The organism is Flammeovirga kamogawensis, from assembly GCF_018736065.1.
Classification (GTDB): domain Bacteria; phylum Bacteroidota; class Bacteroidia; order Cytophagales; family Flammeovirgaceae; genus Flammeovirga; species Flammeovirga kamogawensis.
The window spans coordinates 2,544,958-2,570,711 of sequence record NZ_CP076128.1 but is presented as its reverse complement, the minus strand read 5'-3'; the positions used below and the strand labels follow the sequence as shown (position 1 = coordinate 2,570,711).

General features: G+C 30.2%; 20 protein-coding genes and 1 pseudogene. 13 read left to right on the top strand and 8 right to left on the bottom strand.

The genetic code is table 11. From position 1 onward, the window contains the following. Nucleotides 1-124: 124 nt before the first annotated feature. On the bottom strand, nt 125-1,027 hold the full coding sequence (locus tag KM029_RS10180) for a histone deacetylase family protein (RefSeq protein ID WP_144073191.1): 903 nt from the start codon (nt 1,025-1,027) through the stop codon (nt 125-127). Nucleotides 1,028-1,030: 3 nt separating this feature from the next. Continuing rightward, nucleotides 1,031-1,390, bottom strand: coding sequence for a CoA-binding protein (locus tag KM029_RS10175; protein WP_144073190.1), 360 nt, complete (start codon nt 1,388-1,390; stop codon nt 1,031-1,033). A 321-nt stretch (nt 1,391-1,711) separates the two neighbouring features. Here KM029_RS10175 and KM029_RS26910 point away from each other — a divergent pair, with 321 nt between their 5' ends. The 6 genes and pseudogenes from KM029_RS26910 (at nt 1,712) to KM029_RS10150 (ending at nt 9,161) form a co-directional block, all read left to right on the top strand. After that, complete coding sequence (locus tag KM029_RS26910) at nt 1,712-2,404, top strand: glutaredoxin domain-containing protein (RefSeq protein WP_240050289.1); 693 nt, start codon at nt 1,712-1,714, stop codon at nt 2,402-2,404. A 15-nt stretch (nt 2,405-2,419) separates the two neighbouring features. Beyond that, nucleotides 2,420-3,118, top strand: a pseudogene (locus KM029_RS26905) (NAD(P)/FAD-dependent oxidoreductase); the annotation flags it as partial. 58 nt (nt 3,119-3,176) lie between these two features. Beyond that, entirely contained in the window at nt 3,177-4,019 is an 843-nt protein-coding gene (locus KM029_RS10165) for a 1,4-dihydroxy-2-naphthoyl-CoA synthase (protein WP_144073189.1), read from the top strand. 119 nt (nt 4,020-4,138) lie between these two features. Next, the gene (locus tag KM029_RS10160; protein ID WP_144073188.1) at nt 4,139-4,864 is read left to right on the top strand and encodes a GNAT family N-acetyltransferase; all 726 of its coding nucleotides are present in this window, start codon (nt 4,139-4,141) and stop codon (nt 4,862-4,864) included. A gap of 381 nt (nt 4,865-5,245) precedes the next feature. Continuing rightward, a complete protein-coding gene (locus KM029_RS10155; protein WP_144073187.1) occupies nt 5,246-7,234 on the top strand; it encodes a DUF3858 domain-containing protein in 1,989 nt (662 codons plus the stop codon). Nucleotide 7,235: 1 nt separating this feature from the next. Beyond that, entirely contained in the window at nt 7,236-9,161 is a 1,926-nt protein-coding gene (locus KM029_RS10150) for a DUF3857 domain-containing protein (protein WP_144073186.1), read from the top strand. Nucleotides 9,162-9,212: 51 nt separating this feature from the next. Here KM029_RS10150 and KM029_RS10145 read toward each other — a convergent pair whose 3' ends face one another. After that, nucleotides 9,213-11,180 (bottom strand): OmpA family protein, encoded by a 1,968-nt coding sequence (locus KM029_RS10145; protein WP_144073185.1) that lies wholly within the window; start codon nt 11,178-11,180, stop codon nt 9,213-9,215. Nucleotides 11,181-11,570: 390 nt separating this feature from the next. Further along, on the bottom strand, nt 11,571-11,723 hold the full coding sequence (locus KM029_RS10140) for a hypothetical protein (protein ID WP_205125433.1): 153 nt from the start codon (nt 11,721-11,723) through the stop codon (nt 11,571-11,573). Nucleotides 11,724-12,171: 448 nt separating this feature from the next. Between KM029_RS10140 and KM029_RS10135 the strand changes: the two genes are divergently transcribed. From KM029_RS10135 to KM029_RS10110, 6 genes are all read left to right on the top strand, one after another. Further along, nucleotides 12,172-14,490, top strand: a complete 2,319-nt coding sequence (locus tag KM029_RS10135; protein ID WP_144073184.1) for an outer membrane beta-barrel family protein — start codon at nt 12,172-12,174, stop codon at nt 14,488-14,490. Between the two features lie 329 nt (nt 14,491-14,819). Continuing rightward, the gene (locus KM029_RS10130) at nt 14,820-17,327 is read left to right on the top strand and encodes a CHAT domain-containing protein (RefSeq protein WP_144073183.1); all 2,508 of its coding nucleotides are present in this window, start codon (nt 14,820-14,822) and stop codon (nt 17,325-17,327) included. Nucleotides 17,328-17,344: 17 nt separating this feature from the next. After that, nucleotides 17,345-17,986: an RNA polymerase sigma factor gene (locus tag KM029_RS10125; RefSeq protein WP_144073182.1), complete on the top strand. Its 642-nt coding sequence runs from the start codon at nt 17,345-17,347 to the stop codon at nt 17,984-17,986. Between the two features lie 72 nt (nt 17,987-18,058). Then, nucleotides 18,059-18,601 carry a hypothetical protein gene (locus tag KM029_RS10120; protein WP_144073181.1) on the top strand — a complete coding sequence of 181 codons (543 nt, stop codon included), beginning with the start codon at nt 18,059-18,061 and terminating at the stop codon, nt 18,599-18,601. Nucleotides 18,602-19,026: 425 nt separating this feature from the next. Next, nucleotides 19,027-19,455, top strand: coding sequence for a transposase (locus tag KM029_RS10115; RefSeq protein WP_205125432.1), 429 nt, complete (start codon nt 19,027-19,029; stop codon nt 19,453-19,455). Nucleotides 19,456-19,475: 20 nt separating this feature from the next. Continuing rightward, the gene (locus tag KM029_RS10110) at nt 19,476-20,333 is read left to right on the top strand and encodes an IS3 family transposase (protein WP_205125431.1); all 858 of its coding nucleotides are present in this window, start codon (nt 19,476-19,478) and stop codon (nt 20,331-20,333) included. Between the two features lie 48 nt (nt 20,334-20,381). Here the strand turns inward: KM029_RS10110 and dapF are convergent, their stop codons facing one another. Continuing rightward, entirely contained in the window at nt 20,382-21,161 is a 780-nt protein-coding gene (gene dapF, locus KM029_RS10105; RefSeq protein ID WP_144073180.1) for a diaminopimelate epimerase, read from the bottom strand. Between the two features lie 151 nt (nt 21,162-21,312). Between dapF and trpA the strand changes: the two genes are divergently transcribed. Next, the gene (gene trpA / locus KM029_RS10100; protein WP_144073179.1) at nt 21,313-22,089 is read left to right on the top strand and encodes a tryptophan synthase subunit alpha; all 777 of its coding nucleotides are present in this window, start codon (nt 21,313-21,315) and stop codon (nt 22,087-22,089) included. A gap of 88 nt (nt 22,090-22,177) precedes the next feature. Here the strand turns inward: trpA and KM029_RS10095 are convergent, their stop codons facing one another. From KM029_RS10095 to KM029_RS10085, 3 genes are all read right to left on the bottom strand, one after another. Continuing rightward, nucleotides 22,178-22,576, bottom strand: a complete 399-nt coding sequence (locus tag KM029_RS10095) for a hypothetical protein (RefSeq protein WP_144073178.1) — start codon at nt 22,574-22,576, stop codon at nt 22,178-22,180. A gap of 722 nt (nt 22,577-23,298) precedes the next feature. Next, nucleotides 23,299-23,700 (bottom strand): hypothetical protein, encoded by a 402-nt coding sequence (locus KM029_RS10090; RefSeq protein ID WP_144073177.1) that lies wholly within the window; start codon nt 23,698-23,700, stop codon nt 23,299-23,301. Nucleotides 23,701-24,300: 600 nt separating this feature from the next. Beyond that, a complete protein-coding gene (locus tag KM029_RS10085; protein WP_144073176.1) occupies nt 24,301-25,611 on the bottom strand; it encodes a dihydrolipoamide acetyltransferase family protein in 1,311 nt (436 codons plus the stop codon). Between the last annotated feature and the right edge of the window lie 143 nt (nt 25,612-25,754).

Here is a 25,754-nt window from a genome sequence, read left to right as displayed (position 1 = left end):
AATTTAAAAGATTTATAAAAATTAATTTGAAGGATAAATAGACTCAAAAAGAGCCATTTTTCAATTCAACTGTAATATTCTGATTTTCTATTTAATAATCATAATAATATTCGTCATTGTAGTGTTAGAAATAAATATTATTAGCAACTCGGAATGTATTTGCATGTGCTTCGACAATAAATCTTAATGATTTAGAGTATCCACCTCCCATACTTACGGCAACAGGAGTGTTATAAGAAGAGCATTTTTTAAAAACTATTTCGTCTCTTTCTTTGCACCCTTGAATACTTAAACCAAGTTTTCCCAATTTATCAGTTTTTAATATATCTACTCCAGATAAGTAAAACACAAATTCAGGTTCAATTGATGAGAATAATTCATCTATTTGTTCATTTAATACATTCAAATATTCTGAATCAGAAGTATTGTCATTTAAAGGAATATCTAGATCTGATTTTTCCTTGTGCATTGGGTAATTATTTGCTCCGTGCATACTAAATGTAAAGACTTTTGGATTGTCTTTAAATATTTCAGCTGTACCATTACCTTGATGTACATCTAAATCAATAATGAGAATTTTAGAAAATCCTTTTTGATTAATCAGGTAATTAGCAGCTACTCCAAAATCATTTAAAATACAAAACCCTTCACCATGGTCAGTATAGGCATGATGTGTACCTCCAGCTATATTCATTGCCACTCCATATTGTAGTGCAAATTTAGTACAATCAATAGTGCCTTGTGTTATTATCAATTCTCTTAAAATAAGATCTTCTGACATGGGTAAACCTATCTTTCTGGCTTCATGATAGCTTAAAGTCTGTTCTATCAGTTTTTTCCAATATTCTTCAGTATGCGTTGCTAAAACAAATTCTGCAGAAACGGGTAGTGGCTCAAATAAATTTTCATTAGTGATCGTCCCTTCATAAATAAGTTGCTCTACCAATAAAGGGTATTTATCCATAGGGAATCGATGTCCTTTTTCTACAGGATGACCATAACGTTCGTGATAAGCAATTTTAAGCATAAATTAATATGTTTGAGAGGAAAGCATAACTAAAGTACACGCCTCTTCAGTAAAAATTCCTGCTGCAGCTGCTTTTTGATAAAAAATAGGGTTTTCTGTACCTGGGTTAAATATTATTCTTTTAGGCTTAAGAGATAAAATGTAATCTATCCATTCTTCTTGTCTTTGAGGACCAACATACATTGTTACAGTGTCAACATCTATAATTTTAGGTTTATTATTAATTATAGGAACTCCAGCTACAGTACCCTTTTTAATACCTAGAGGTACAATTTCATGACCTTTTTGAGTTAACCTTTCAGCTGCAAAAAATGCATATCTAGAAGGATTAGGTGTAGCTCCGATAATAACAGTTTTTTTCATTTATCTTATCACTTATGTAATTCAAATAAAGTTTTGAATATTAAAATTGAAGAGATTGTATTTTATATCATGATGTTTGAAAACTCAAAAGGAGTTTCACAATCATAATTGTAGGATGAAGGTAATTGTTATTATTTTGATTCTAAAAATATAAGACTTGAAAAGTAAATTTTTATACTAATCTCAACTCACAAGATGTAAAGTATTTAAATAAACTCGTGTTCCAATATTTGTAATTTAACTTGAATAAGAAGAACTTAACTAGAATTAATTTTTAAGTGAGAATATCAAATATTTTTTTAACCCTTAAACAAATAAAAAATGAATAAAATACAATTGTTTGGAGCCGATTGGTGTCCAGACTGTAGAAGAGCAAAAGCTTTCTTAAATGATAATAATATCGATTATACATTCATAGATGTAGATTTAGATAAAGAAGCTACTCTAAAAGTAGAGCAGATTAATAATGGTAAAAGAATAATTCCAACTGTTATTATAAATGGAAAATCATTTACTAACCCATCTAATATAGAACTCTCTGCTGTCTTAGGAATAAATGAAGTAGGAAGAGTACAGCTGTTTGGAGCCGATTGGTGTCCAGATTGTAGAAGAGCAAAAAGCTTTTTGAAAGACAATGCAATTAATTTTGAATTTATTGATGTTGATGAAAATGAATGGGCCACAGCTAAAGTAGAAGAAATCAATAATGGTAAAAGAATAATTCCTACAATTCTAATTGATAACGTTCCTTATACTAACCCAGATAATGTTAGCTTAACAGATTTATTATCAATTAATGTAGAAAAAGAGCATAAAGTTTTTGATACAATTATTATTGGTGGAGGTGCAGCAGGTTTAACAACATCTATTTATGCACAAAGAGATCGTTTTGATACACTTATTTTAGAAAAGAAGAATATAGGGGGAAATGCTTTCTTAACTGAGAAAATAGAAAACTACCCAGGTTTTAATTCCATTTCAGGCCCAGCATTAATGGATAAAATGGAAGAATAAGCAAAAACTTATGGAGCAGAGATTAAAACCGGCGAAGAAGTAGTTTCTATCCTTAAGAAAGATGATTTATTTAATGTAGAAACAAAGAGTACAACTTTTTTAAGTAAAACAGTTGTATTGTCTACAGGTTCTACATACCGTTTATTAGGCATACCTAATGAGAAAGAATTAGTGGGATCAGGTATTCACTTTTGTGCTACCTGCGATGGGGCATTTTATAGAGATAAAGATATTATTGTTGTAGGAGGAGGAAATTCTGCATTAGAAGAAGGTATATTTTTAGCTGGTTTTTGTAAATCAGTTAAAATTGTTCATCGCTCAAGTGAGTTCTCAGCATCAAAAACTTACGTAGAAAAGTTAGAAACAATTGATAATATTTCTACCTACTTAAATAAAACACCAATAGAATTTATTGCTAGCGAAAATGAAACCTTCCAATCATTAAAAGTTAGAGATAATGATTCTAATGAAGAAGAGTTAATCTCTGCAGATGGTGTTTTTATTTTTATAGGGTTGATACCAAATACAACTCCTTTTAAAGAATTAATTGATTTAGATGAGAGAGGATTTATAAAAACGACTGGCTTAGCAGAAACGTCAGTAGGTGGAATCTTTGCAGCGGGAGATTGTAGAGAAGGTGCCATAGCTCAAGTTGCAGCAGCCACAGGAGAAGGTGTTTTAGCAAGTTATGGAATAAGAAACTTCTTAAAATAAAGCGAAATTAATTGGATAGTACTTACATTTGTAAGACATAAAATACAAAAATAGAGCAATGGCAAATCTTGAGTGGAAAACAGAAAAAGAATACGAGGAAATAACCTTCAAAACGTTGAATGGTGTTGCAAGAATAGCATTTAATAGACCTGAATGTCGTAATGCATTCACACCAAAAACAGTTGATGAATTATGGGAAGCGTTAATTATTTGCCATGAAAGTCAAGAAATAGGTGTTGTTTTAATTACCGGAGAAGGACCTTCTGAGAAAGATGGAGGATGGGCATTTTGCTCAGGTGGAGATCAACGTGTAAGATCAACTACTGGGTATAAAGGTGCAAACGGTATTAATAGATTTAATATTCTTGATGTTCAACGTCAGATTAGGTTTATGAATAAAGTGGTTATTGCAGTAGTTCCAGGATGGGCTGTTGGTGGTGGCCATAGTTTACATGTTGTTTGTGATTTAACGATTGCAAGTAAAGAACATGGTAAATTTAAGCAAACTGATGCTGATGTAGCTAGCTTTGACGGTGGCTTTGGTTCAGCATATTTAGCACGTCAAGTTGGCCAAAAGAGAGCAAGAGAAATCTTCTTTTTAGGGGCTGAATATTCATCTCAAGAAGCTTTTGAAATGGGTATGGTGAATAAAGTTGTACCACATGAGGAGCTAGAGCAAGTTGCTTATGATTGGGCTCAAGAAATTATGACTAAAAGTCCTACAGCAATCAAAATGCTTAAGTTCGGTTTCAATTTAATTGATGACGGATTAGTTGGACAACAAGTGTATGCAGGAGAGGCAACTCGATTAGCTTACGGTACAGACGAGGCTGTTGAAGGTAGAAATGCATTCTTAGAAAAAAGAAAAAGAGACTTTTCAGACTTCCCTAAATTTCCTTAGATCGATTTCTAGATAAAATAATAAAAATAAGCAGTTAGGTAATTCCATATTTAACTGCTTATTTTTTTCTAAATTATTATTAGGACATAAATGAGAAAGAGATTCAAAAAAAGAATAATATGAATAAGGAAATAACGAATAATTTATTTGAGTTTTGGGAAGAAATAGGTAACTCACTCCACAAATTAAATATTAGTAAAAATTACAAATCTATAGAAATTACAGATTCTGATTGGCCCAATAGAATATTTGATATTCATACTAATGAGGATGGTTTTTCTACAATAATTCAATTAAGTAGAGAAGCAAAATTACCAGCAGTACTAACAGTAGAAAAACCAAATACTCTTAATAAAAATACAAATCTAAAGCTTGTATTTGGTCAACTTAATATGGCTTTAAATTTAAGCTCTGAATTTGATAAACTTAAAGCAAACCCCAATATTATAGAAGTAACTTCAAAAAATGATATTGAAGGTTTTGCAAGTACAGCATCTGCTTCTTTTGGTTATTATGTAGACAAGAAAGTGATAGCTCAGATTATTGAACAGTCAAATAAAATTAAGCTATTCTTATACAAGTTGAATAATAAATATCTTGGATGCGGAATGATATTTATTGATGCTTCTAACAATGCAGGCTTGCATATGATAGGGACATTACCAGAAGGAAGAGGAAAAGGAATTGGGAAAAGTATTACAGAAAGGTTAATAATTGAAGCTAAAAGATATAAATCAAATTATTGTGTATTAAATGCTTCTCTTATGGGGAAACCAATATATGAAAAATTAGGATTCAAGCCTTATGGTGAATTACAAACTTATAGAGTATTGGAAAATAATTAATAATAATACTTAAAGAAAAATATTGATCCCTTCGGAAATTTAAAAAGAATAGTGTTATTTGTAACTATTATATTTTTAGTGATATATATAAAAAACACTTTCACTAGTAATTTATAATACTAGAGTTTACTTCCTCAAAAGATGTAAGAACTAGAAAATTAGCTTAAAAACTTTCGATATTTATTATAGAACTTTTTACTCGACTGAATAGAAATATTAGCAAAAAATAAACTCTTAATTCTAACAATATTACTTTTACTAAAAACAAGCAAACTTTTGATAGATAGTATATTTTAGAGTTAAACAATTTATTTTTTACCTAGAAATAAGGAGAAAAGGTGGTTATGATTACTTAAAATGAAAACTAAAAATAACTAAATCATGAATACAAAAAGCAGACTATTATTAATGCTCTTATTCTTTGTAATAAGTGGGCATTCTTACGCACAAACACTTCCTAAAAAATTGAACTTTGGGAAAATCTCTACAGAAAATCTTAAAATGACTACTTATGAAGCGGATACTTCTGCCAATGCTCTAATTATTGGAGATTTTGGAGATATGTCGTTTGATATAGGAGGAAACGGACTTGTATATAAACTTAAAAAGCACGTTCGTATAAAAATATTAAAGAAAGAGGGGCTAGATCAAGCAAATATTGTGCTTTCAACTTACGAATCTAGTGGAGATGGAGAATCTATTAGTTCTATTAAAGGAGCTGTATATAACTTAGTTAACGGTAAAGTTGTAAAGGAAAAGTTCAAACCAAGTATGGTTCATGTAGAAAAAGTGACAGAAGAACGAACAAATAAAAAAATACATTTACCTAATGTGAAAGTGGGCTCAATAATAGAATACTCTTACCTTTTGACATCAAGTTATGTGTATTCTCCTGATAGTTGGGTTGCTCAAAAAGATATACCAGTTCTTGTGAGTAGTTTTGTTATGAGAACTTTAAATTACTTTGAATATAAAGTGATTAATTCTAGATATTATCAAATACCAGAATTAAAATCAGAAGTTTCTACTCAACAAATACGAGTAAATTCTGAGTCACAATCAATGACAGTAAATATTAGAAAGTGGAGAGCTGAAAATATTCCAGCATTTAAGCCTGAGCCATTGATAACATCACCTTATGATTACTTAGCTAAGTTAAAGATTGAACTTAAGTCATCAGACTTTGGAATGAAACCTCATACAACATCATGGCCAGTAGTTTTAGATGATATTCGTAGATCTGTTTATAACGGAACGTCTTCTATTAGTGTTGGTTTTATGAAAGATGAATTAGAAGCGATAATGGCTAAAACAGAAGATAAAACAGAACGTGCAGTTTTAGTTTATACATTAATTCAATCTCGTATGACATGGGACGGTGATTATGGAAGGTATAAAAGTAGTCCATTAAGAAAGAGTTATATGGATAAAAAAGGGAATGTTGTTGATATTAATTTATTATTAATTGGTGCCTTAAATAAAGTTGGAATAACTACTTCTCCTTTGTACGGTAGTACTAGAAAATATGGTAAAATTGTTAGAGGGTCAGCAGAAAAATCACAATTGATTTATGTAATGGCTGTTGCTTCTATTGATGGAAATAAAATTATTTTAGATGCTACTTCTAAATCTACACCTTTTGGAGTTCTCCCTGAAAGAGCATTAAATTATCAAGGTGTTTTAATGTCTAACAACGATCATATAAATGGACAATTTATAGCTATCAATCCAACTGTAAAAGATGATATTAGTATTCGAATGAAGATGAAAATAAATCCTGATTTAGGTGTGGAGGGAAATAAAATAGTTAGTTATAAAGGATATGCTGCTATTGATTGGAGAGAAGATGTGAATGGAAATGATGAAGAAGAATATTTAACTTCTTTAGAAGAAGATGTTATTGGGCTTTCAATTTCTGACTATGAAAAACAAGGTGCTTCTAATATGTACGAGAAAGCTATTGAGAACTATAATTTTGAAGTAGAAAATGTTATTGAAAAAGTAGGTGATAAATTTATCTTTAATCCAATGTTCTTAATAAACTTAAGTGAAAATCCTTTTACTCAAGAAAAAAGACTGTACCCTGTAGAACTTCCATATAGTATCGATAGAAAATATACATTTCAGGTTGAATTACCTGAAGGATTTGATGTAGTGGATTTACCAAGACCTCAACAAATGGTATTACCTAATAAAGGTGGCAAGTTTAGGTATCAGATAGTTAAGAATAATAATTTACTTACTTTTCTTATTGACTTTGAATTAAATAGACTAGTTTTTAATACAGATGAATATACTATTTTGAAGACTTTCTTTGAAAAAGCATACTCAATCCAAAAGATGCCATTAGAACTTACTCAAATTCAATAATATGATGAAGAAACAGTTTATAATAGCTATACTACTATTAATGATTGGGCAACTAAATGCTCAATCATTAGATGGTATTGACCCGAACTTAATTAAAGGGGCAAATAGTGTGATTCTTTCTTCAGCTACTCACTTTACAATACTTGATGAAGGGTCTGCAGAGTTATCTTTTACTAAGAAGATTGTTATTTTAAATAAGGAAGGTAAAGATGAGGCACAAATGGTTGTCTTTTATGATAACTCTTCTAGTGTTACAGATTTTGAAGGTTCCATCTATCAAAGTGGATATAAGAAGCCAAAGAAGTTTAAATCAACTGATATTATAGATAGAAGTACAGAAAGCAGTGGGTCAGTAAGTGTTACAGATGGTCGTGTTTTGTATGTAGACCCTACTTTAACAACATACCCAGTTATATTAGAATACTCTTACACCAAAAAGTATTCAGGCCTTTTTAGTTATCCTACGTGGTACCCTGTTTCTGATTTTAAACAATACGTACTGTCATCTTCTTATACTTTTGACATACCAAAAGGATTTAAATTTAGACAGAAAATAAAAGGTGTAGATAAAGCAGATTTTTCGGAAAAAGATGGTCGTGAAGTTTATAACTGGTCTGTAAATAACTTACCAATTTTAAAACCAGAAGTAATGCATTTACCCATGTATGAACTTTTTCCAAGTGTAGAAGTTCAACCTTATGGTTTTGAATATGAAAAAACAAAAGGAAGGTTAGATACATGGACCTCGTTTGGAGATTATATTTATTCACTAAATAAAGGAACTTGGGATTTAAGTGATGAAACCAAAGTAGAAATTAAAGAGCTTACAAAAGATGCTTCAACAGACTTAGAAAAAGCACAGATAGTATATAATTATCTTCAAAATAAAGTGCGTTATATAAGTGTTCAACTGGGAATCGGTGGTTTAAAACCTGCTAATTCTTTGCAAGTAGATACAAAGAGTTATGGAGACTGTAAAGGTCTTTCAAATTATATGTACACCCTACTTAAAGAGGTTGGGGTCGAAAGTAGGTATGCAATAATTTACGGTGGTAGAAACCCGACAAAAGTAGATGTTGAAATGGTGGGTACTCAATTTAATCATGCAATTTTATGTTTACCAACTGTTGCAGATACGGTTTGGTTAGAATGTACTAGTCAAACTACTCCTTTTGGGTATTTAGGTAAATTTACGGGGAATAGAAAAGCATTATTGATTGAGGAAGGACATAGTAAATTAGTAAATACTACATCTTATGGAGTGGATGATAATTTGCAAACTCGAAAATCAATAGTAAAAATAAATAATAATGGAGGGGCACTTGTAGAAGGTGACTTAGTAGGGAAAGGGTATCAATTTGGTAATTTCTCTCATTGGGAACAATTATCTGATAAAGAATTGAGAGAACGTTTTCTAAGAAGTTATGCTTTAACTACATCAGAACTTGTAAACCTGTCAATTGATATCGATAAATCTTATCCTGATCCTTCTGCTACATTAGCTTATGTTGTAGAGGTCAAAGATTTTGGAAAAGAGATATCAGAAGGTAAACTAATTCCCTTATTTCCTTATTATGGAGATTATGGTTTACCTAAAAAATACAGATCAAGAAAATTGGCTTTTAGGTTAAAATATGATTACAAAGATGTTGATGAGATAGAATTTCATTTACCAGAAGGTACATCAATTGAAGAATTACCAACATCAAAAGAGATTCTTTCTGATTTTGGCTCTTACAGATCATCTTTTACTAAGGTATCAACTTCTGTTTATCTTTATAAAAGAGAATTTATTACTAATAAAGGAGAATTTGAAGCAAGTAGATATAAAGACTATTATGCTTTTAGAACTAAAATAAAGAAAGCTGATACAGAACGTTTTTGGCTAAAAAATGCCAGTCAAGGCACTACAAAAGATGTTGAATAAAAAAAGTCCTCTTGAATTTACTTCAAGAGGACTTTTTTACGAATGCAACTTTTATATTTCATCAAGTAAAGTTACCGTTGTTCTACGGTTCACTTGATGTTCTTCTTCTGTTTCTGCATTAAAAATTACAGGAAGTAATTCACCATAACCTTTTGCTTCAATTCTATCTTTTTCAATACCTCTACTAATAATATAATTTACAGCAGATTCTGCTCTTTTTTGAGATAGCTTTATATTGTATTTTTCAGATCCTCTATCATCTGTATGAGAACCAAGTTCAATACTAATATTAGGGTGTTGTTCTAACAATGTAACTAGTTTGTCTAGTTCCCTAGCAGCATCAATACGGATTCTATAATCGTCAAAATCATAAAGGATATTGTTTAAAGTAATTTCACCTTCTTCAATTAATTCATCATAGAAATCTTTTGTAAGATCAACCTCTGATTCTAATACCCAATCAACAATTTTTTCAGGTCGGTCTTTAACATCTTCTTGGTCAATCTCCTTATCAGCAGTTGTATAATAAACAGAATCTTGGAAATATTTCTCCTTTTGGGCAATCAAGATATAATCATCACCCATTACCAATTGTGTTTTAAACTTGTACCTTCCTTTATCATCAGAAAGTACCTTTTCTACAAGTGAACCATCAGGTTTTAAAAGCATAACATCAACACCTGCAAGAGGTACTTCAGAAGTATCTTTGACACCAATAGAGTTACCTGCTAAGAAATAATTTATTGGTTTATCAATTGGTGTTTTATCTGAAAAGAAATAAATATGATCTTGATTTAATTTATCATCACCAACTTGCCTTGAAGAAGTAAATGCACCAAATCTTTTTTCTAAGAATACTAAGCCAAAATCATCTGCAGACGAGTTGAACGGCTTACCCATATTCTTGATTTTTATTTTTTTATTTTTTCGAGATGCTTCAAATAAATCTAAACCTCCTAAACCTGGGTGCCCATCGGAAGCAAAATACATTTTACCAGTTGCAGCAACATAAGGGAACATATCATTACCTCTAGAGTTAATTTTAGGCCCCATGTTTCTAGGTTTACCCCAAGTGCCATTTACATTACGTTGCGACCTATAAATATCTATACCGCCGTAACCACCTTTTCGGTTAGAAGCAAAATAAAGTGTTTTACCATTTACAGAAAGGGCAGGGCAAGCATCCCAAGATTGAGGGTTACTAAATTTTAAAATAGTAGGTTCAGTCCATTTTCCATCTTCAAAACGAGATTCATACAAATCTACTTCTTTATAATCTTCTTTATGATGCCCCGTATTGCTACGTGCAAAAATCATAAACTTACCATCTCTGCTAAAAGTAGCAGATGCTTCATGGAAATTAGGATTATTGATTAGACTATCAAAAAACGTTACCTGACCATTACAGCTATCAGCTTTATCAAAAGTGTAGCGGTATAAGTTGGCATATCCTTCTCCAGTTCCTTGATATACAGCTTCAGAATCTCTAGTAGAAGTAAAGATTAGATCGCCATTAAAAAATGACGGAGAATAATCTGATTTGTTACTACTTAAAGCTTCACAAAGGGATATATCAATAAATGGGTCAACAACCTTTGAAAGGCTGTCTACTAAATCAATTTGTTTGATTTCATCTTTGGCTCTTCTGATTAATTGACGATCGCTACCTTCTTTAGCATACCTGCTAAAGAGTTTTCGAGCTTTCTCATAATCACCTTGTAATTCTAAGCCGTAGGCATAATAGAAATACATATCCATATTTTCGTAACCATTATCTTTTGCCTTTTTGTAATAAGGTAAAGCTTCGGATATACGATTTGAAAGGCGATATGCTTCTGCAATTTTATAATATGCTTCAGGTTTCTCTTTTGCATATTTATTGTTTTCAGCAATAGCCTCATATTTTTTTATTGCAGGTTCATATTCTCCTGTCTCGAAATGTTTTTCTGCAACACTTAAAGGAGAAGAACAACTAGCAATAATGCTTGCGATTGATATAAATAAAAGAAGACGCTTCATGTTTGTAATTTGCGTTTCAATGGTTTGCTAAGGTCAGTGAAATTGATTTTTTCAAGATGTTCATTTAAAAACCTCTTGATTATAGAAGTTAGGAGTTTGTTTATTGATCTGCAAATTTATTTAATATGAAAACTGTAATTTATAAAAATGATTTTCTTGAGAATGATGTTATTATGTATAATCCATCTATAGTGGTACAGATTTAGATTACTATATATTGATAGTATCAGGTGTAGATTTGGTGCTATTTTTACTTTCTTATTCTAACGATAATAATTTTGTTGATCTATCCCAAATAATTCATAAGTCAGTTTGATGCCTATTTTTTTCTTCTTTTTTGAATTGGTCAACTGCTTGGATAAAGACTTTTTTCTAATAGGAATATTAAACTCATCCTCTGCAAAATCGATCATCATATCTAAGTCTTGCAGCTGTTATACTTATTTCTCCTCGCTCCACTTCGTCTACAACTTGTAATTTAAAAGAGTAGCTGTAATCTTTTTGTGCGTGCTTAGTGTACTGATATTCTTGATGATCACTCATAATTGTTACGTTTTGTGTAACACTAATTCAGATGAGACAGAGTTTCAAAAACAGGAATTTCTAAAAATGAAGAAATAATAAAATCTGACCAATTTATTTTATCTGATACTGATCACATTCTTAACGCAAAATTTAAAGTTAATCCATTTATCATATTTTATAACACTAAGCACATTCAGTTTAAGTTGGGGAATATACAAATAGAAAAATTAGCCTTGGTGCCAAAATTCATCACTTTTAATAAGCTTATTTATTATCCTCAATATATAATAAGTGAGATGGTGAATTTAGAAAATTTATATTCTTATCATTTTATCAATATTTTCTCTTCTTCAAAAGCCTAATGAATTTTTTAAAAAGGACTGATTACAATTTTAAAAAAACAGATCTAAATAATATAGCAGACAAAAGCTATTGAATAAACTGTAAACGTATATAATGTAAGAAAATGAATTTAATAAAATTATCATTAATTCTGATCTCTAATTTTTTCTTCATCGGGCAATCTTTTGACTCACATGCTGCAGAAAAAAAAGGACAAATTATAGGGGGCATCATAAATGCTCAAACTAGTGAAGCTGTTGGTTATGCAACAGTATCCGTATTGGATAACCAAGGGAAAATAATAGGAGGTGTTTTATCAGGTGATAAAGGAAACTTTACTATTAAAGATGTTTATTATGGGACTTATGAATTGAGAATACAGTTTATTGGTTATGAGATGTATAAAAAAGTGATTGTTGTTGATAAATCTACTTTGAATATTGGAACAGTTAAGCTTGCTGTAAGTACAAAGCAACTTGATGAAGTTGTGATTCAAGGGGATAAAATGATGATTGAGCGAACTATTGATAAGAATATTGTAAATGTAACTCCTGAACAAGCAAGTGGAAATTCTGTTTCTGAATTTTTAAATAAAATCCCTGAGATAAGTGTAGATTCTCAAGGGAAAATTAGCCTAAGAGGTGAATCGAATGTAAAAATCCTGATTGACGGAAAAATGTCTCAAATGGATATCACTCAAGTATTACAAAGTCTTCCGGCAAGCTCGATTGATAAAATTGAAGTGATTACAAATCCTTCCGCTAAATATGATCCTGAAGGTTTATCTGGTATCATAAATATTATCACTAAGAAAAATACCATGGAAGGTTTCAATGTAGGTTTGTATACAGAAGTTGGTTCTCGTCAGAAGAATAACAACTATGTAGGTCTAAATTACAGGGTGAAAAAGTTTAACTTCTTTGCTAGTGGTAATTATGGAGCGAATAGAAATGAGTTTGATGGTACATTAGACAGAACAAATTATGAAAATAATAGTGTGTTACGTCAGGATATAGACAAGGTAAACCGTGGTGAGTACCATAAAATTAAAGTAGGAACGGACTACTTCTTAGACTCAACCAATGTGATTACTTTTTATTTTGAACAAAACAAGTACGAGACAACTCAAAATGTATTGACCAGAGAAAGATCTGAATATGACGTATTGGATAGATCATACCTTAGTAGTAAAGAGGATAGTTATACCTTCAGCTTAAATCATCAAAAGCAATTTAAAAAAGGTAGTTTAGAAACAGATATCACATTGAATACTGGAGAATTTGATCTAGTGTCTAACGTTAACGATGATTATTCAAATCTAACAGGTGGTAATTTTACCTTTCAAGCCTATAAGGTGGATTATTCACAAGCTATAAATGATAAATCAGCTTTTGATGTAGGTATTCATAGTCAAACAATTGGGGCCAACCTATTGATGGATATCAAAAATCCAATAGGAAACAACGGGTATAATTATGATTATAGAGAGTCTATTAACTCAGCTTATTCATCTTACTCTTTGAAACTGGGTAAGTTTTCAATGAAGGCAGGTTTAAGAGCAGAAATGGTAAATATATCGGCAGACATTATTGAGGATGGAAAAGAAAATTATACCATTGATTATAAAAGTTTATTCCCAAGTCTTCATTTACGTCAACAACTTAATGATCATAATAATTTAGGCTTAAGCTACAGTAGAAGAATTCAAAGACCGAAAATATCACAGTTATTGCCGATTGAAATTGCTATAAACCCTGTCAGTATATTAGTCGGTAACCCTGAATTACAACCTTCTTACACAAATTCTATTAGTATGGACCATAGCTTTTATAAAAATAAGTTCAGCTTTACTACTAGTGTGTATTTCAGACATAGTACAGATGTAATTACTAGCATTGCCAATTTTGATAATGAAAGAAATATAACTGTTAATTCTTATGAGAATTTAGGAGTAACTAAAACAGGTGGCCTTTCTTTATCAAGTAATTATCAGATTGTAAAATGGTGGAAAATAGATGGAGGTATCAACGTATTTTATTTAGATGTTCAAGATGAAACTTATACTATCCCAGGTGAAAAGAGCCCTTTTAACTTTTCAGGTAAGTTGAATTCAAGTATTACCCTTCCAAAAGGTTTTGTATTTAATTTATCAGGAAGGTATGCAAGTATACAGTATAATGCCCAAGTGATTTCAGATACTAATTATGCTCTTGGAATGTCTATTCAGAAACGTATTCTAAAAAACAGAGGTACCTTAACTTTAAAAGTAGATGATTTTGTAAATAGTGGATTTGGATCTACCGTATATGGTGATGGATTTGAAGACAGAACGTATACTTTAGGTGAAGTGCCGATATATAAAATATCCTTTAATTATGATTTTGGAGGACAGTTTAAAGGTAGAAAGAATAGAAAACTTCACACAAAAGGTGGATTGAATTAAGAAAATGAGTGATTGAAAATAAATATTTATAATGTTCAAAAGAAAGTAGGTAAATTTTGAGTATTTGGGTATCTAATTATACTATATTTTTATTAAAGGCACCTTTATATTAAGGGTGTTTTTTTTATTTTAAAAATAATATTCTTAGAACGTTAAAATTCTTTGTAACAACCTAAAAAACGAAAAGTATTAGTAAATATACATAACAATCGGTTGCGTAATCAATGTTAGGTTTTGTTAAGTCTTCGGTTGTTTGTTATTGTTATTAAATACTTCACAATTTTATAAATTGTGTTCATATGAAAATTTAGTATTACTTACAATAATCAATGAACATTTTACTAAGGTCTCTATTATTTGTTACAATATTTTCATCATTAAATGGATATGCAAATGATATTGAGCTTAAACAAAGAGGTATTAAGGAGTTTTATAGGTATGAATTTGACAAATCTATTGAGACATTTTTAGAGCTGACAGTAACAACAGAAAATAAAGATTTTATAGTTTTTGCTTATAATGCGATTGGTCATATTTATGGTAAAGAAAAGTTAGATTTTAAAAAGGGAATTCATTTTTTAAGAAAATCGTTTAAACTACTTGAAAAGGATATTCCTTTTAGGTCTCATCAATTGAATGCTTATGGACTTCTTGGGAAGTATTATTATCAATTGGGAAAGTTAGATTCAGCTGAGTATTATTATAAACAGGGAATATTATTTAATTTAAAGAAAACCAAATCCATCAAAAGTGCTCACTTTATTTTAAATAACCTGCAACATATTTTTACTATAAAACATGAATATACATTATCAAAAGAGATATTGAATAATGTGATTCTTTCTAATGAAAAAATAAGTTATACTTTTTCTTCAAATAATCTACATTTGAAAGGTTTATTGGGAGATAAAGAAGATGTTGATTCTACTTATAATTCAATAATATCATCCCCCAAAAAAAACAAGGGAATACACCATTATCATTATGGTACCTTTCTACAAAAAAACAAGCTTTATACAAAAGCTATTACCCTTTATCAAAAATTTTTGATTGACAATGAAGCATATTTTAATGATTCAGGGGATTTTTTTTACAGTCAAGATGAAATTTTTGATCACTACTTTTTTAAAGCGAGAGCACATTTAAATATTTCAAATTGTTATTATGATATTTCTGATAAAAAGAAACGGAATTTTCACTTAAATGAAGCATTAGAATATTATCATAAAGCAAAAAAATTACCCAATCAAAGAATTTCTATATTAGGGGCGAATATTTATAGAACCCTGTGTAATTACTCAGAAAGTAATAAAAAACAGTTTTTAGATGCTGCACAAGCTATCATAGATGAAAGTATAAAAATACAAGGTGATACGAGTGATGGTTTGAAATATGAACTCATGATCCAAAATTATTACTATGGTAAACATGCAAAGTCTATGGTGCAGAAAGAAAAGTACTACAGGAAGAGCTATCAGCTTTTTAAAAAATTTATTACTCATCAGCACCAAGATGAAGATCAATTATTTCATATTCAAGAGTTAAGATATGTTCAGGATGAATGGGTAGACTTTTTTACAGCACAATATGAAAGTACAAAAGATCAGAAGTACTTATTGGATGCTATAGAAATTATAGAGAATTTAAAATCATCGATTTTAAATAGGAGGTCATTAGGAATCAAAAATATTACCTTTAAACAGTATTTGGATAATGAAGAATTACTTTTATTGAAGAAAGACCGAGTATCTAATTCATCTCTTTTGTCATCAGAAAAAATTATTCCATTTTTTCAAACGCATTATTTAGATAAATCGTTTATTTCTTATCATCTTAATAACAATAAAATCTACTGTATCAGTTACAACGAAGCCAACTTTTATCTTAAAGTGATTCCAAGAACTGATAAGCTAAATGAAAACCTGAATACTATTCTTAAAAATATTCAAGAAAGTAACTATTTTTTACCTAATCAGTTTTTGACAAGTTTAAATGAAATAAGTAAAGTACTCTTACCAGAGTGGATTAAAACTACTAATAATCAAAGACTTGTCATTTCGCAAAGTGGTCTTTTGAATAAACTACCTTTTGAGATTTTAAAATTTAACAATAAATATTTGGTAGAAAATCATGCTGTAAGTTATTCTTTTTCTTTGCATCATGATTTAGTGAGTGATACTTTCAATAGTGACCTTAATTCATCTCTTAACGTTTTTAGTGCTGCTCCATTTGCAAATATTAATCTCCCTTATTCTAAGCAGGAAGCTCTCAATATTGGAAATGAGACATTGATAAATGAGAATGCAAACTATGAAAATATACATAGAATGTTAATGAATGAATCCTTTGATATTCTACATTTTGCGACACATACAAAAATTAATAATATTCCTCAAAGGTCTTGTATTGAACTTTACCCTTTAGAAAGCTTAAACGTAATTTCTTTTTCAGAAATTGAAAATTTGAAATTAACCTCAGTGAAGCTAGTTATACTGAGTAGCTGTAAATCTGCCGATGGTGCATTTCTGGAAGGAGAAGGAAATATGAGTTTGCAAAGAGCTTTTGCTTATGCAAAAATTCCCAGTATTATAGCAGGTAAATGGAATGTTAACGATCAGGTGTCTTTAAGTGTAATAACAAGTTTTTATAACTACTTAAAAGAGGGATGGGAGAAAGATATAGCATTGCAGAAAGCAAAAAAAGACTTCATTTATGAAAATAAGATATTATATAATAATCCAATGTTTTGGGGAAGCTTGGTTCTAAATGGAAACTCTTCAGCTATTGTAAAACCGTCGCTAAAAACAAGTTTCCTTAAAATGATAGGATCCCAATAATTATTTCTATTCTAAATATGCTATTATCAATTTTTAAAAATAATCTCACTTCAGAAAAAATTGTTTCTAACTTAAAAAATAGAAACAATTATGAGTATACTGTTGAATACATCTACAAAAAGTATTTTCCTACTGTCAAACACATCATTTTAAAAATGAACGGATCTTTGGAAGATGCAGAGGATATTTTTCAAGATGCTTTTGCTAAAGTATTATGGAGTATTGATGAAGGTCAATTTCAAGGGACCTCACATATATCAACCTACATAGTCACTGTTTCTAAGAATATGTGGTTAAAAACAATAGAAAAAAATAAAAAGCTCAGAACAACTGAATATAACTCACAATTACATGACGTATCTGATCATTCTTCTTTATTATCAGAAGTTCCTTTAGGAAATGAAGATGACTTAGAAAGTAAAAGGTATTTTGAAAGTTTACTTTCCAGGATTGGAGAAGACTGTCAAAAAATTTTAAAGAATTACTATTTTGATAAATTAAGTTATTCAGAAATTCAACATCGCTTTGTCAATAAATACTCATCAGAACAAGCTATTAGAAATAAGAAAAGCCGATGTCTTAAATATTTAAAGCAAGGTTTTGAAAACAGAACGGATGATAAGGAAGAACTTCTATCAATTATATCTTCGTGCTTATAATTTTTTTAAGATCACTGATTACAAAAATAATTTTAGGTATCTAATGAGTAATAATAAAATTTAAACTACAACATGGATATTCAAAAAATAGAAAAAAGAATTCAAATAACTCATAGAAAAAGAGAGTTAGATGGAATAATCATGAATATGAAACAAAGAGAAAAGAAATATGATGGGTTATCAAAATTCGGCTCTATTGCAGCTTCTTTTTTATTATTAGGAAGTCTCTTTCTTTATTCATTTCAACTGAGTAATGAAAAATTAATAAATTCTACTAGTTACTCCTACTCAACAAGAGGTAGTATGAATGAAACTAAAAATATACTAGAAAAATCATATTTAGCACTTAATAATAAAAAATATGATAAGATTATATCTCTTTTAGAAAAAGAACCTGATTCTGATCATAAAGATTGGTTACTTATTGAAGCTAATATTGGATTAGAAAAATATTCAAAAGTAATACCTCTTTTAAGAAAGGTTGAAGAAAATCAAGATCATCAATATAATAGCCGTATTTCTTTATTTTTCAAAATTGATTTATATATCCTTTATTTTAAGAAATCATTTTGTGAGGTTTTAGATAGAATTTACTACTCAATAATGAAAAATTGACTTTGTTACCCTGGTTTTAAGGATCATTTTTCATCTTCAATTTTGATATTTTCGCTAAGTTGCTAAGGTTTTGAGAGCTTTAAAATTAGGTATGATATTTCTGTTAGAAAGTTGGATCATTCTTATCGTTTCTATTCTTAAAATTGTATGCTCTGCTGAATCAAAGTTTTAAAACTCTAACATAGGTTTTACTCTTTTTTGATATAACGATGATTCTGTTCTATCTGACTATTAAGGTACTTACTACACAAACTTTATCTCTGATAACAAATGACAATATCTATCAACCTAATGTTGAATACTGAATGTAAGTATTAACTCAGGGTGAGACACTTTATAAAAAAAAGGCATTGTCCTATTAAGAACAATGCCTTTCTACTGTCAAATGTCTCGTCCTGAATTAGTGTTACACAAAACGTAACATTATGAATGAAGATCAAGAATATCAGTACACTAAGCGTACACAAAAAGATTACAGCTACTCTTTTAAATTACAAGTTGTAGATGAAGTGGAACGAGGGGAAATAGGTATAACGGCAGCAAGACTTAAATATGGAATACAAGGTCATGGTACCATCCGTACTTGGATAAGAAAGTATGGTAATTTAGATTGGGATAATAAATCTGATTTAAAAATGGGAAAGACACCAGAACAAAAATTATTGGAGCTAGAACAAAAGGTTCTATTATTAGAGAAACAAAAAGCTTCTTTAGAAAAACAACTCTACGTAACAGATAAAAAAGCAATTTTCTTTGATATGATGATCGATATTGCTGAGGATGAGTTTAATATTCCTATTAGAAAAAAGTCTTTACCCAAGCGGTTGACCAATTCAAAAAAGAAGAAAAAATAGGAGTCAAACCGACTTGTGAATTGCTTGGGTTAAATCGACAAATTTATTATCGTTCGAAAAGGAAAGTAAAAAAGAATAATAGTATTGCATCTAAAGTAGTAGACTTAGTGAAAAGAATTCGCTTGAAGCAAACTAAAATAGGGACAAGGAAATTATATCAATTACTTCTTCCTGAATTGCAATTACTAAATGTAGGTAGAGATAAGCTTTTTGATATCATGAGGGCTAATCGACTCGATATCAAGCCTAAAAAACAATATCATGTCACTACAAATTCTCATCACAGGTTTAAAAAGCATAAAAATCTTATTGAGCATTTGGAAATAAATAGACCTGAACAAGTATTAGTTTCTGATATAACTTACATAGGTGAGCGAAGTAACCCAATGTATCTCTCCTTGGTAACAGATGCTTATTCTAAGAAAATAATGGGGTTAAACGTATCAGATAGTTTGAATGCAAATGGAGCTATTGCAGCATTAAAAGAAGCACTGAAAAATAGAAACTATGTTGATTTACCAATGATACACCATTCAGATAGAGGATTACAATATTGTAGTCACGAGTATCAACGACATCTTCATGAAAATAAAGTATTGTGCTCGATGACGGAATCTTACGATCCTTATCAAAATGCGGTAGCAGAAAGAATAAACGGAATTCTTAAGCAAGAATTTATTTTAGGAATAAAAATTAATGATCTCGATTTAATGAATAAATTTATTAGAGAATCTGTATATATTTACAATAATGAAAGGCCTCATTGGAGTAATTATATGAAGACACCTGTTGAGATGCATCAGCAAAGTGAAATAAAAATGAGAACTTATAAAAGTAAAAATAGCACCGAGTCTACACCCGATGCTATCAATATATAATAGTCTAAATCTGTAACGCTATGGACGGACTAGACAAAATACATATAATTATCCTTCAATTTCTGCTTTAAAAACAGGAGTTGCAGGTCCAGTTAATATGATATTTGTATATTTTTTATCACTAACCTTAGTAAAACCAACGGCTAATTGTCCACCAAGAACTTTAACTTGAATAGGACTTTGCATATCATGTTCAATATTTGCTGCAATAGCACAAGCTGTTACACCTGTACCACAAGCATACGTTTCATCTTCAACACCTCTCTCAAAAGTTCTTACATCTAAAGATTGCTTACCTGTTACTTGAGCAAAGTTTACATTTGTACCTTCCTCATTAAATCTTTCATTATGTCTAATAGCTTTACCTTCAGCAACGCAATCAAAATTTATAAGGTCATTTTCAAAGCGAACGTAATGAGGAGAACCTGTATCCATAAAGTAATGATCATTATTAATTTCTATGTCACCAGGAGGGTTCATTAATAAATGTACCAGTTGTTTATCATCTAAGGTTGCCTCGTGGGCTCCATCAGCAGCCCAGAACGATGTCTTATTCTCAAATAAACCTAAGGTATGGGCAAACCTAACAGCACATCTGCCTCCATTACCACACATACTTCCTAAATGTCCATCAGCATTAAAGTAAACCATTTCAAAATCGTAGCCTTCTTTTAAGCGAATAAGAATTAAGCCATCAGCTCCAATACCAAAACGTCTGTGGCATAGTAAAGCAACTTTTTCAAAATCGTTAATATTAAAAGTATTGTTACGGTCATCGATCATAATAAAATCGTTACCTGCACCTTGGTATTTCCAGAAATTTATCATTTTCTATGCTTTTTGTTAGAAAGTATATATCAGTTTAACAAGCCTATTTTGGCCTTAAAACTTTAAACGTTGCAAGTTATTAAAAAGATATGAGTTTTTGCTTTCAATTTGAATGTGTAACTTTCGGAGTTAACAAACAAAAAACAAAATTATGCATAGAATAGACGAATTATTTCAGCGTAAGCCAGAAGAGGTATTAAATATTTATTTTACAGCAGGCTATCCAAAATTAGACGATACAAGAACAATCTTAAAAAGTCTACAAGATAGTGGTGCAGATTTAATAGAAATTGGCATACCTTTCTCGGATCCTGTTGCAGATGGTCCGACTATCCAACAAAGTAATGAGCAAGCATTGGAGAATGGAATGACAATGCAAAAGTTGTTTGAGCAATTAGAAGGGTTTAGAAATGAGGTAGATGTACCAGTTGTTGTTATGGGATATTTTAACCCAATAATGCAATATGGTTTAGAAAAGTTCTGTAAAGATGCTCAGCGCGTAGGGATTGATGGAATTATTGTTCCAGATCTTCCTATGATTGAATATCAAATGAACTTAAAAGAAATGTTTAACGCACATGGCATTAGAAATACATTCTTGATTTCCCCTCAAACTTCTGATGAGCGTATTAAAGAAATTGATGATAATACAGAAGGGTTTATCTACATGGTATCTTCTGCAAGTGTAACAGGTGCCAAAACAGGAATTTCTTCTGAGCAAGTAGACTACTTTAAACGTATTGAAGCTATGAAATTGAAGAACCCAAGATTAATTGGTTTTGGTATTTCAGATAATAAATCTTTTAAAGAAGCCTCTTCTTATTCTAATGGAGCTATTATTGGTTCTGCTTTTGTAAAACTGATTGGGCAGTCTACAGATTTACCAAAAGATATAAAGGGTTTTGTTAGTGCTGTTAGAGGGGAGTAAGGAATAAAAGTTTATATAAATAAAAAGACCTTGATCATTTAAATGATCAAGGTCTTTTTTGTGTATTTATGGTTAGTATGTCTATCGATTAACGACGAGACATTTTCAATACTTTCTTTTGAAGCTTAGTGATATCTTTTCCTTCCTGCATTCCAGATAAGATTGCTTTGTTGTAAGTATCAATAGCCATGTCTTTAGCACCATTTAAAGCAAGGTAATCACCTTTTACTTCAAGGTTTTCTGAGTTAGTATTGATTGCGATTGATTTCTCAATCCATACATAAGCTTCACTTAAATTTTTCTTTAATTCAATACATCTATCAGCAGCGTCAGCATAGATAGCCCAATCTGTTGCACTAGCATTTTCTACAGTAGCACGTAATTTATTAATTTCGTTATCCTCATTGTCATGAATACCAGCAAAAGAAGGTGCAGCAGTGATGATAGCTAAAAGTGCGATTACGAAGAATTGTTTTAAAGATTTCATGATTATATATGTTTGTGTTTTTTTATCTAAATGTTTTATACTTCTACTATTACTAATTAAATGCCAATAGTATATAAGTAGCTGATTATCAATTATTTGTTGTGGTTTTTTACTGTTTTAAGTGTAATCGTAACGCTGTTTGGGTTACATAATTGAACATATTGTTCATAATCGGTCATGTTTTATAGAATCTATCCAAATATTATTCTGATTTACTCTTTTTATTTACACTTATTAAGAATATTGTACTGTTTTTTTATTGTTTTGCGTAATTTTGTATATGTTTTATTGGTCTTGCTAGTACTGGTTTTTATACATTTCGTTGTGTGATTATTTATATCTCACTTCTGTTTTTAATAATTTGATAAAAAATAAGGTGTATTTTTATTAAAAGTGTAAAAATATTTATTTTTCATCTTTTTAATTATTGTAATTGTAATTTTTTATGCTATTTGAATGGTTTTTAATAAAAAGTGTTCGGTTTACATTATTATCTAGTTTATAGTGTTATAGTCGTTCATTTTTGATCTTTTTAAATGGTAATATATTGCTGTTGATTGGATGTGAAAATTATAGGTATAGATAGTATGTTATTAAATTGTGCAGGTTAAAACTTATAGCAAATTCTATTAAAATTATTTTCTAAACTCCATTAAAAAAAAGACATAAAAAAAGGTGTTGACGAATTAACATCAACACCATTTCGTGTGAAATTATATTTATTACTTATTATACAGTTTCAATAATTTTTTTTGTACAGCAGGAATATCATAATCACTGTCGTTCATTCCTAAAAGGATAGATTGACGGTAAGCTTCCATTGCCATATCGTTAGCACCGTTAAGGGCTAGGTAATCACCTTTCAATTCGTAATTTCTTGCATTTGGTGCAATTTCTAAAGCTGTATCTAACCAAACATAAGCTTCACTTAAGTTAGTTTTTAATTCAATACATCTTTCAGCAGCATCAGCATATACAGTCCAATCATTAGCTGAAGCATTTTCTACACTATTACGAAGTTTAGTGATTTCGTTATCTTCATTATCTGTACCCGAAGCGAATACGCTTGTTAAAGAAAATAAAGTAACTAATGTGATTGCGAAGATATTTCTTAAATTTTTCATGACCGTATATTTTTAAATAATAAGAATGAAATTCGATTTTGATTACATTTCTAGTAATACTAATCACATGCCATGTTTTATTAACTATCTGTCTGTTAGTTGTTTAAGTGTGTTATTTTGTTTTTAAAGTGATATTTATACACTTTATTTGTTGCTAATTTGGACAAGTTGTTCATAAACGGACATTTAGAGTGTGTTTATTCAGAATAATATTTCATTTAATGCTATTTTTAAATGTTTACACGAAATATATTGAAGGTTTATTTTTGTTTTTGGTGGTTAATATTCTGTTTGTTTAAAGATTTTAAAGTGCTCTTGATTTATAAATCTTGCTCTATTCTATTTAAACAGTGTTTTCTTACTGTATTTGTAATTTTTTCATCTTTATTTATTGATTTACTAATTATATAATTAAATCAATTGGTATTTTTTATAATTTATCAAAAAGTGTTCGGTTTTGTACCCTATTCAATAATCTATGCTTTATATAGACAATTTTTAGTATTCTGTTCAATTTTAGACTTCATCAAAAAAAAAGAAAGACAAAAAAAGAGTCTTTAAAAATAAAGACTCTCCTTTGAATATTATGTATATAAAATGTTAGATAGATAAATCTAAATCCCATTGTTCAAGTATATCAGCTACTTTTCTAACAAACATGCCACCTAAAGCCCCATCAACAACTCTGTGGTCGTAAGAATGAGAGAAGTAAGCAAACTGTCTGATACCAATTACATCTCCCTGTGGCGTTTCTATTACAGCAGGTTTTTTACGTATAGTACCAATTGCCATAATAGCCACTTGTGGTTGCATAATAATAGGAGTACCAATAGTATTACCAAAAGAACCAATATTGGAAACTGTATATGTTCCACCAGACAATTCTTCTGGCTTCAATTTATTTTCTCTAGCTCTTATAGATAGATCCTGAATTTTTAAGGCTAAGCCACTTAAACTTAAGCGGTCTGCGTTTCTAATTACAGGAACAATTAAATTACCATTTGGCATAGCTACAGCCATACCAATATTAATATCTTTCTTAACAATAATATTAGAACCATCTACTTGTACGTTTATCATTGGGTATTCTTTAATTGCTTTGGCAATTGCAGAGATAATGATAGGCATAAAAGTAAGATTTGCACCTTCTTGTTTTTTAAATGCTTCTTTAGACTTTGTTCTCCATAAAACAACATTTGTCATATCAGCTTCTACACAAGAAGTAACATGAGGTGCTGTCTGTTTTGATTGGATCATTCTGTCTGCAATCATCTTACGTACACGATCCATTTCAATAACCTCATCACCATTATCTAATGATACAGCAGGAGGAGGAGTACTTACTTTAGGAGCCGAAGAAACAGAAGGAGCAGGAGGTTTCTGAACTGAGGTTGTTGTCTGAACAGGGGTAGTAACGCCATTTTCAAGGAAATCTAACATATCCTTTTTCGTTACACGTCCTTCTTTGCCTGTACCAGGTATACCATCTAACACTTCTTGCGAAATGCCTTCTTTTTTAGCAATATTTCTAACTAGAGGAGAGTAGAATCTATTTCCACTTTTCGCACTAATTCCGTTTGTATTATCTGTATTATTTGTAGGTACAGCAGCATTTTCTACTGTATTATTTGTAGTAGTTACTGTTGGTTCAGCTTCAGTAGCATCATCGCCTGCAATTTCAACAATTGCAATGGCAGCTCCAATCTGCACAACATCGTCTTTAGTAACTAATATTTTTTTTATTATTCCTTCTACAGTAGCAGGTACTTCAGTATCTACTTTATCCGTTGCTACTTCAACAACCGATTCATCTAACGTAATAGAATCACCTTCTTCTTTAAGCCATTCTAAAACCGTAGCTTCCATAATACCTTCTCCCATTGCTGGAAGAACCATTTCTACTTGTGCCATATTGTATTTATTGAATTATAAATTGAAGACCAATGGTATTACAATTTTGTGCAAAGGTAATAAAAGACTTCTTAATAAATTAGTGTCCATCCTACACATAAATGATATTTATCATGTAATTAGGAATAATACATGTTAATATA

Excerpts from the sequence above, each read along its gene's own strand:
- KM029_RS10180 (WP_144073191.1), bottom strand. The coding sequence starts at position 1,027 with ATGCTTAAAATTGCTTATCACGAACGTTATGGTCATCCTGTAGAAAAA.
- KM029_RS10175 (WP_144073190.1), bottom strand. The coding sequence starts at position 1,390 with ATGAAAAAAACTGTTATTATCGGAGCTACACCTAATCCTTCTAGATAT.
- KM029_RS26910 (WP_240050289.1), top strand. The coding sequence starts at position 1,712 with ATGAATAAAATACAATTGTTTGGAGCCGATTGGTGTCCAGACTGTAGA.
- KM029_RS10165 (WP_144073189.1), top strand. The coding sequence starts at position 3,177 with ATGGCAAATCTTGAGTGGAAAACAGAAAAAGAATACGAGGAAATAACC.
- KM029_RS10160 (WP_144073188.1), top strand. The coding sequence starts at position 4,139 with ATGAATAAGGAAATAACGAATAATTTATTTGAGTTTTGGGAAGAAATA.
- KM029_RS10155 (WP_144073187.1), top strand. The coding sequence starts at position 5,246 with ATGAATACAAAAAGCAGACTATTATTAATGCTCTTATTCTTTGTAATA.
- KM029_RS10150 (WP_144073186.1), top strand. The coding sequence starts at position 7,236 with ATGATGAAGAAACAGTTTATAATAGCTATACTACTATTAATGATTGGG.
- KM029_RS10145 (WP_144073185.1), bottom strand. The coding sequence starts at position 11,180 with ATGAAGCGTCTTCTTTTATTTATATCAATCGCAAGCATTATTGCTAGT.
- KM029_RS10140 (WP_205125433.1), bottom strand. The coding sequence starts at position 11,723 with ATGAGTGATCATCAAGAATATCAGTACACTAAGCACGCACAAAAAGAT.
- KM029_RS10135 (WP_144073184.1), top strand. The coding sequence starts at position 12,172 with ATGAATTTAATAAAATTATCATTAATTCTGATCTCTAATTTTTTCTTC.
- KM029_RS10130 (WP_144073183.1), top strand. The coding sequence starts at position 14,820 with ATGAACATTTTACTAAGGTCTCTATTATTTGTTACAATATTTTCATCA.
- KM029_RS10125 (WP_144073182.1), top strand. The coding sequence starts at position 17,345 with ATGCTATTATCAATTTTTAAAAATAATCTCACTTCAGAAAAAATTGTT.
- KM029_RS10120 (WP_144073181.1), top strand. The coding sequence starts at position 18,059 with ATGGATATTCAAAAAATAGAAAAAAGAATTCAAATAACTCATAGAAAA.
- KM029_RS10115 (WP_205125432.1), top strand. The coding sequence starts at position 19,027 with ATGAATGAAGATCAAGAATATCAGTACACTAAGCGTACACAAAAAGAT.
- dapF (WP_144073180.1), bottom strand. The coding sequence starts at position 21,161 with ATGATAAATTTCTGGAAATACCAAGGTGCAGGTAACGATTTTATTATG.
- trpA (WP_144073179.1), top strand. The coding sequence starts at position 21,313 with ATGCATAGAATAGACGAATTATTTCAGCGTAAGCCAGAAGAGGTATTA.
- KM029_RS10095 (WP_144073178.1), bottom strand. The coding sequence starts at position 22,576 with ATGAAATCTTTAAAACAATTCTTCGTAATCGCACTTTTAGCTATCATC.
- KM029_RS10090 (WP_144073177.1), bottom strand. The coding sequence starts at position 23,700 with ATGAAAAATTTAAGAAATATCTTCGCAATCACATTAGTTACTTTATTT.
- KM029_RS10085 (WP_144073176.1), bottom strand. The coding sequence starts at position 25,611 with ATGGCACAAGTAGAAATGGTTCTTCCAGCAATGGGAGAAGGTATTATG.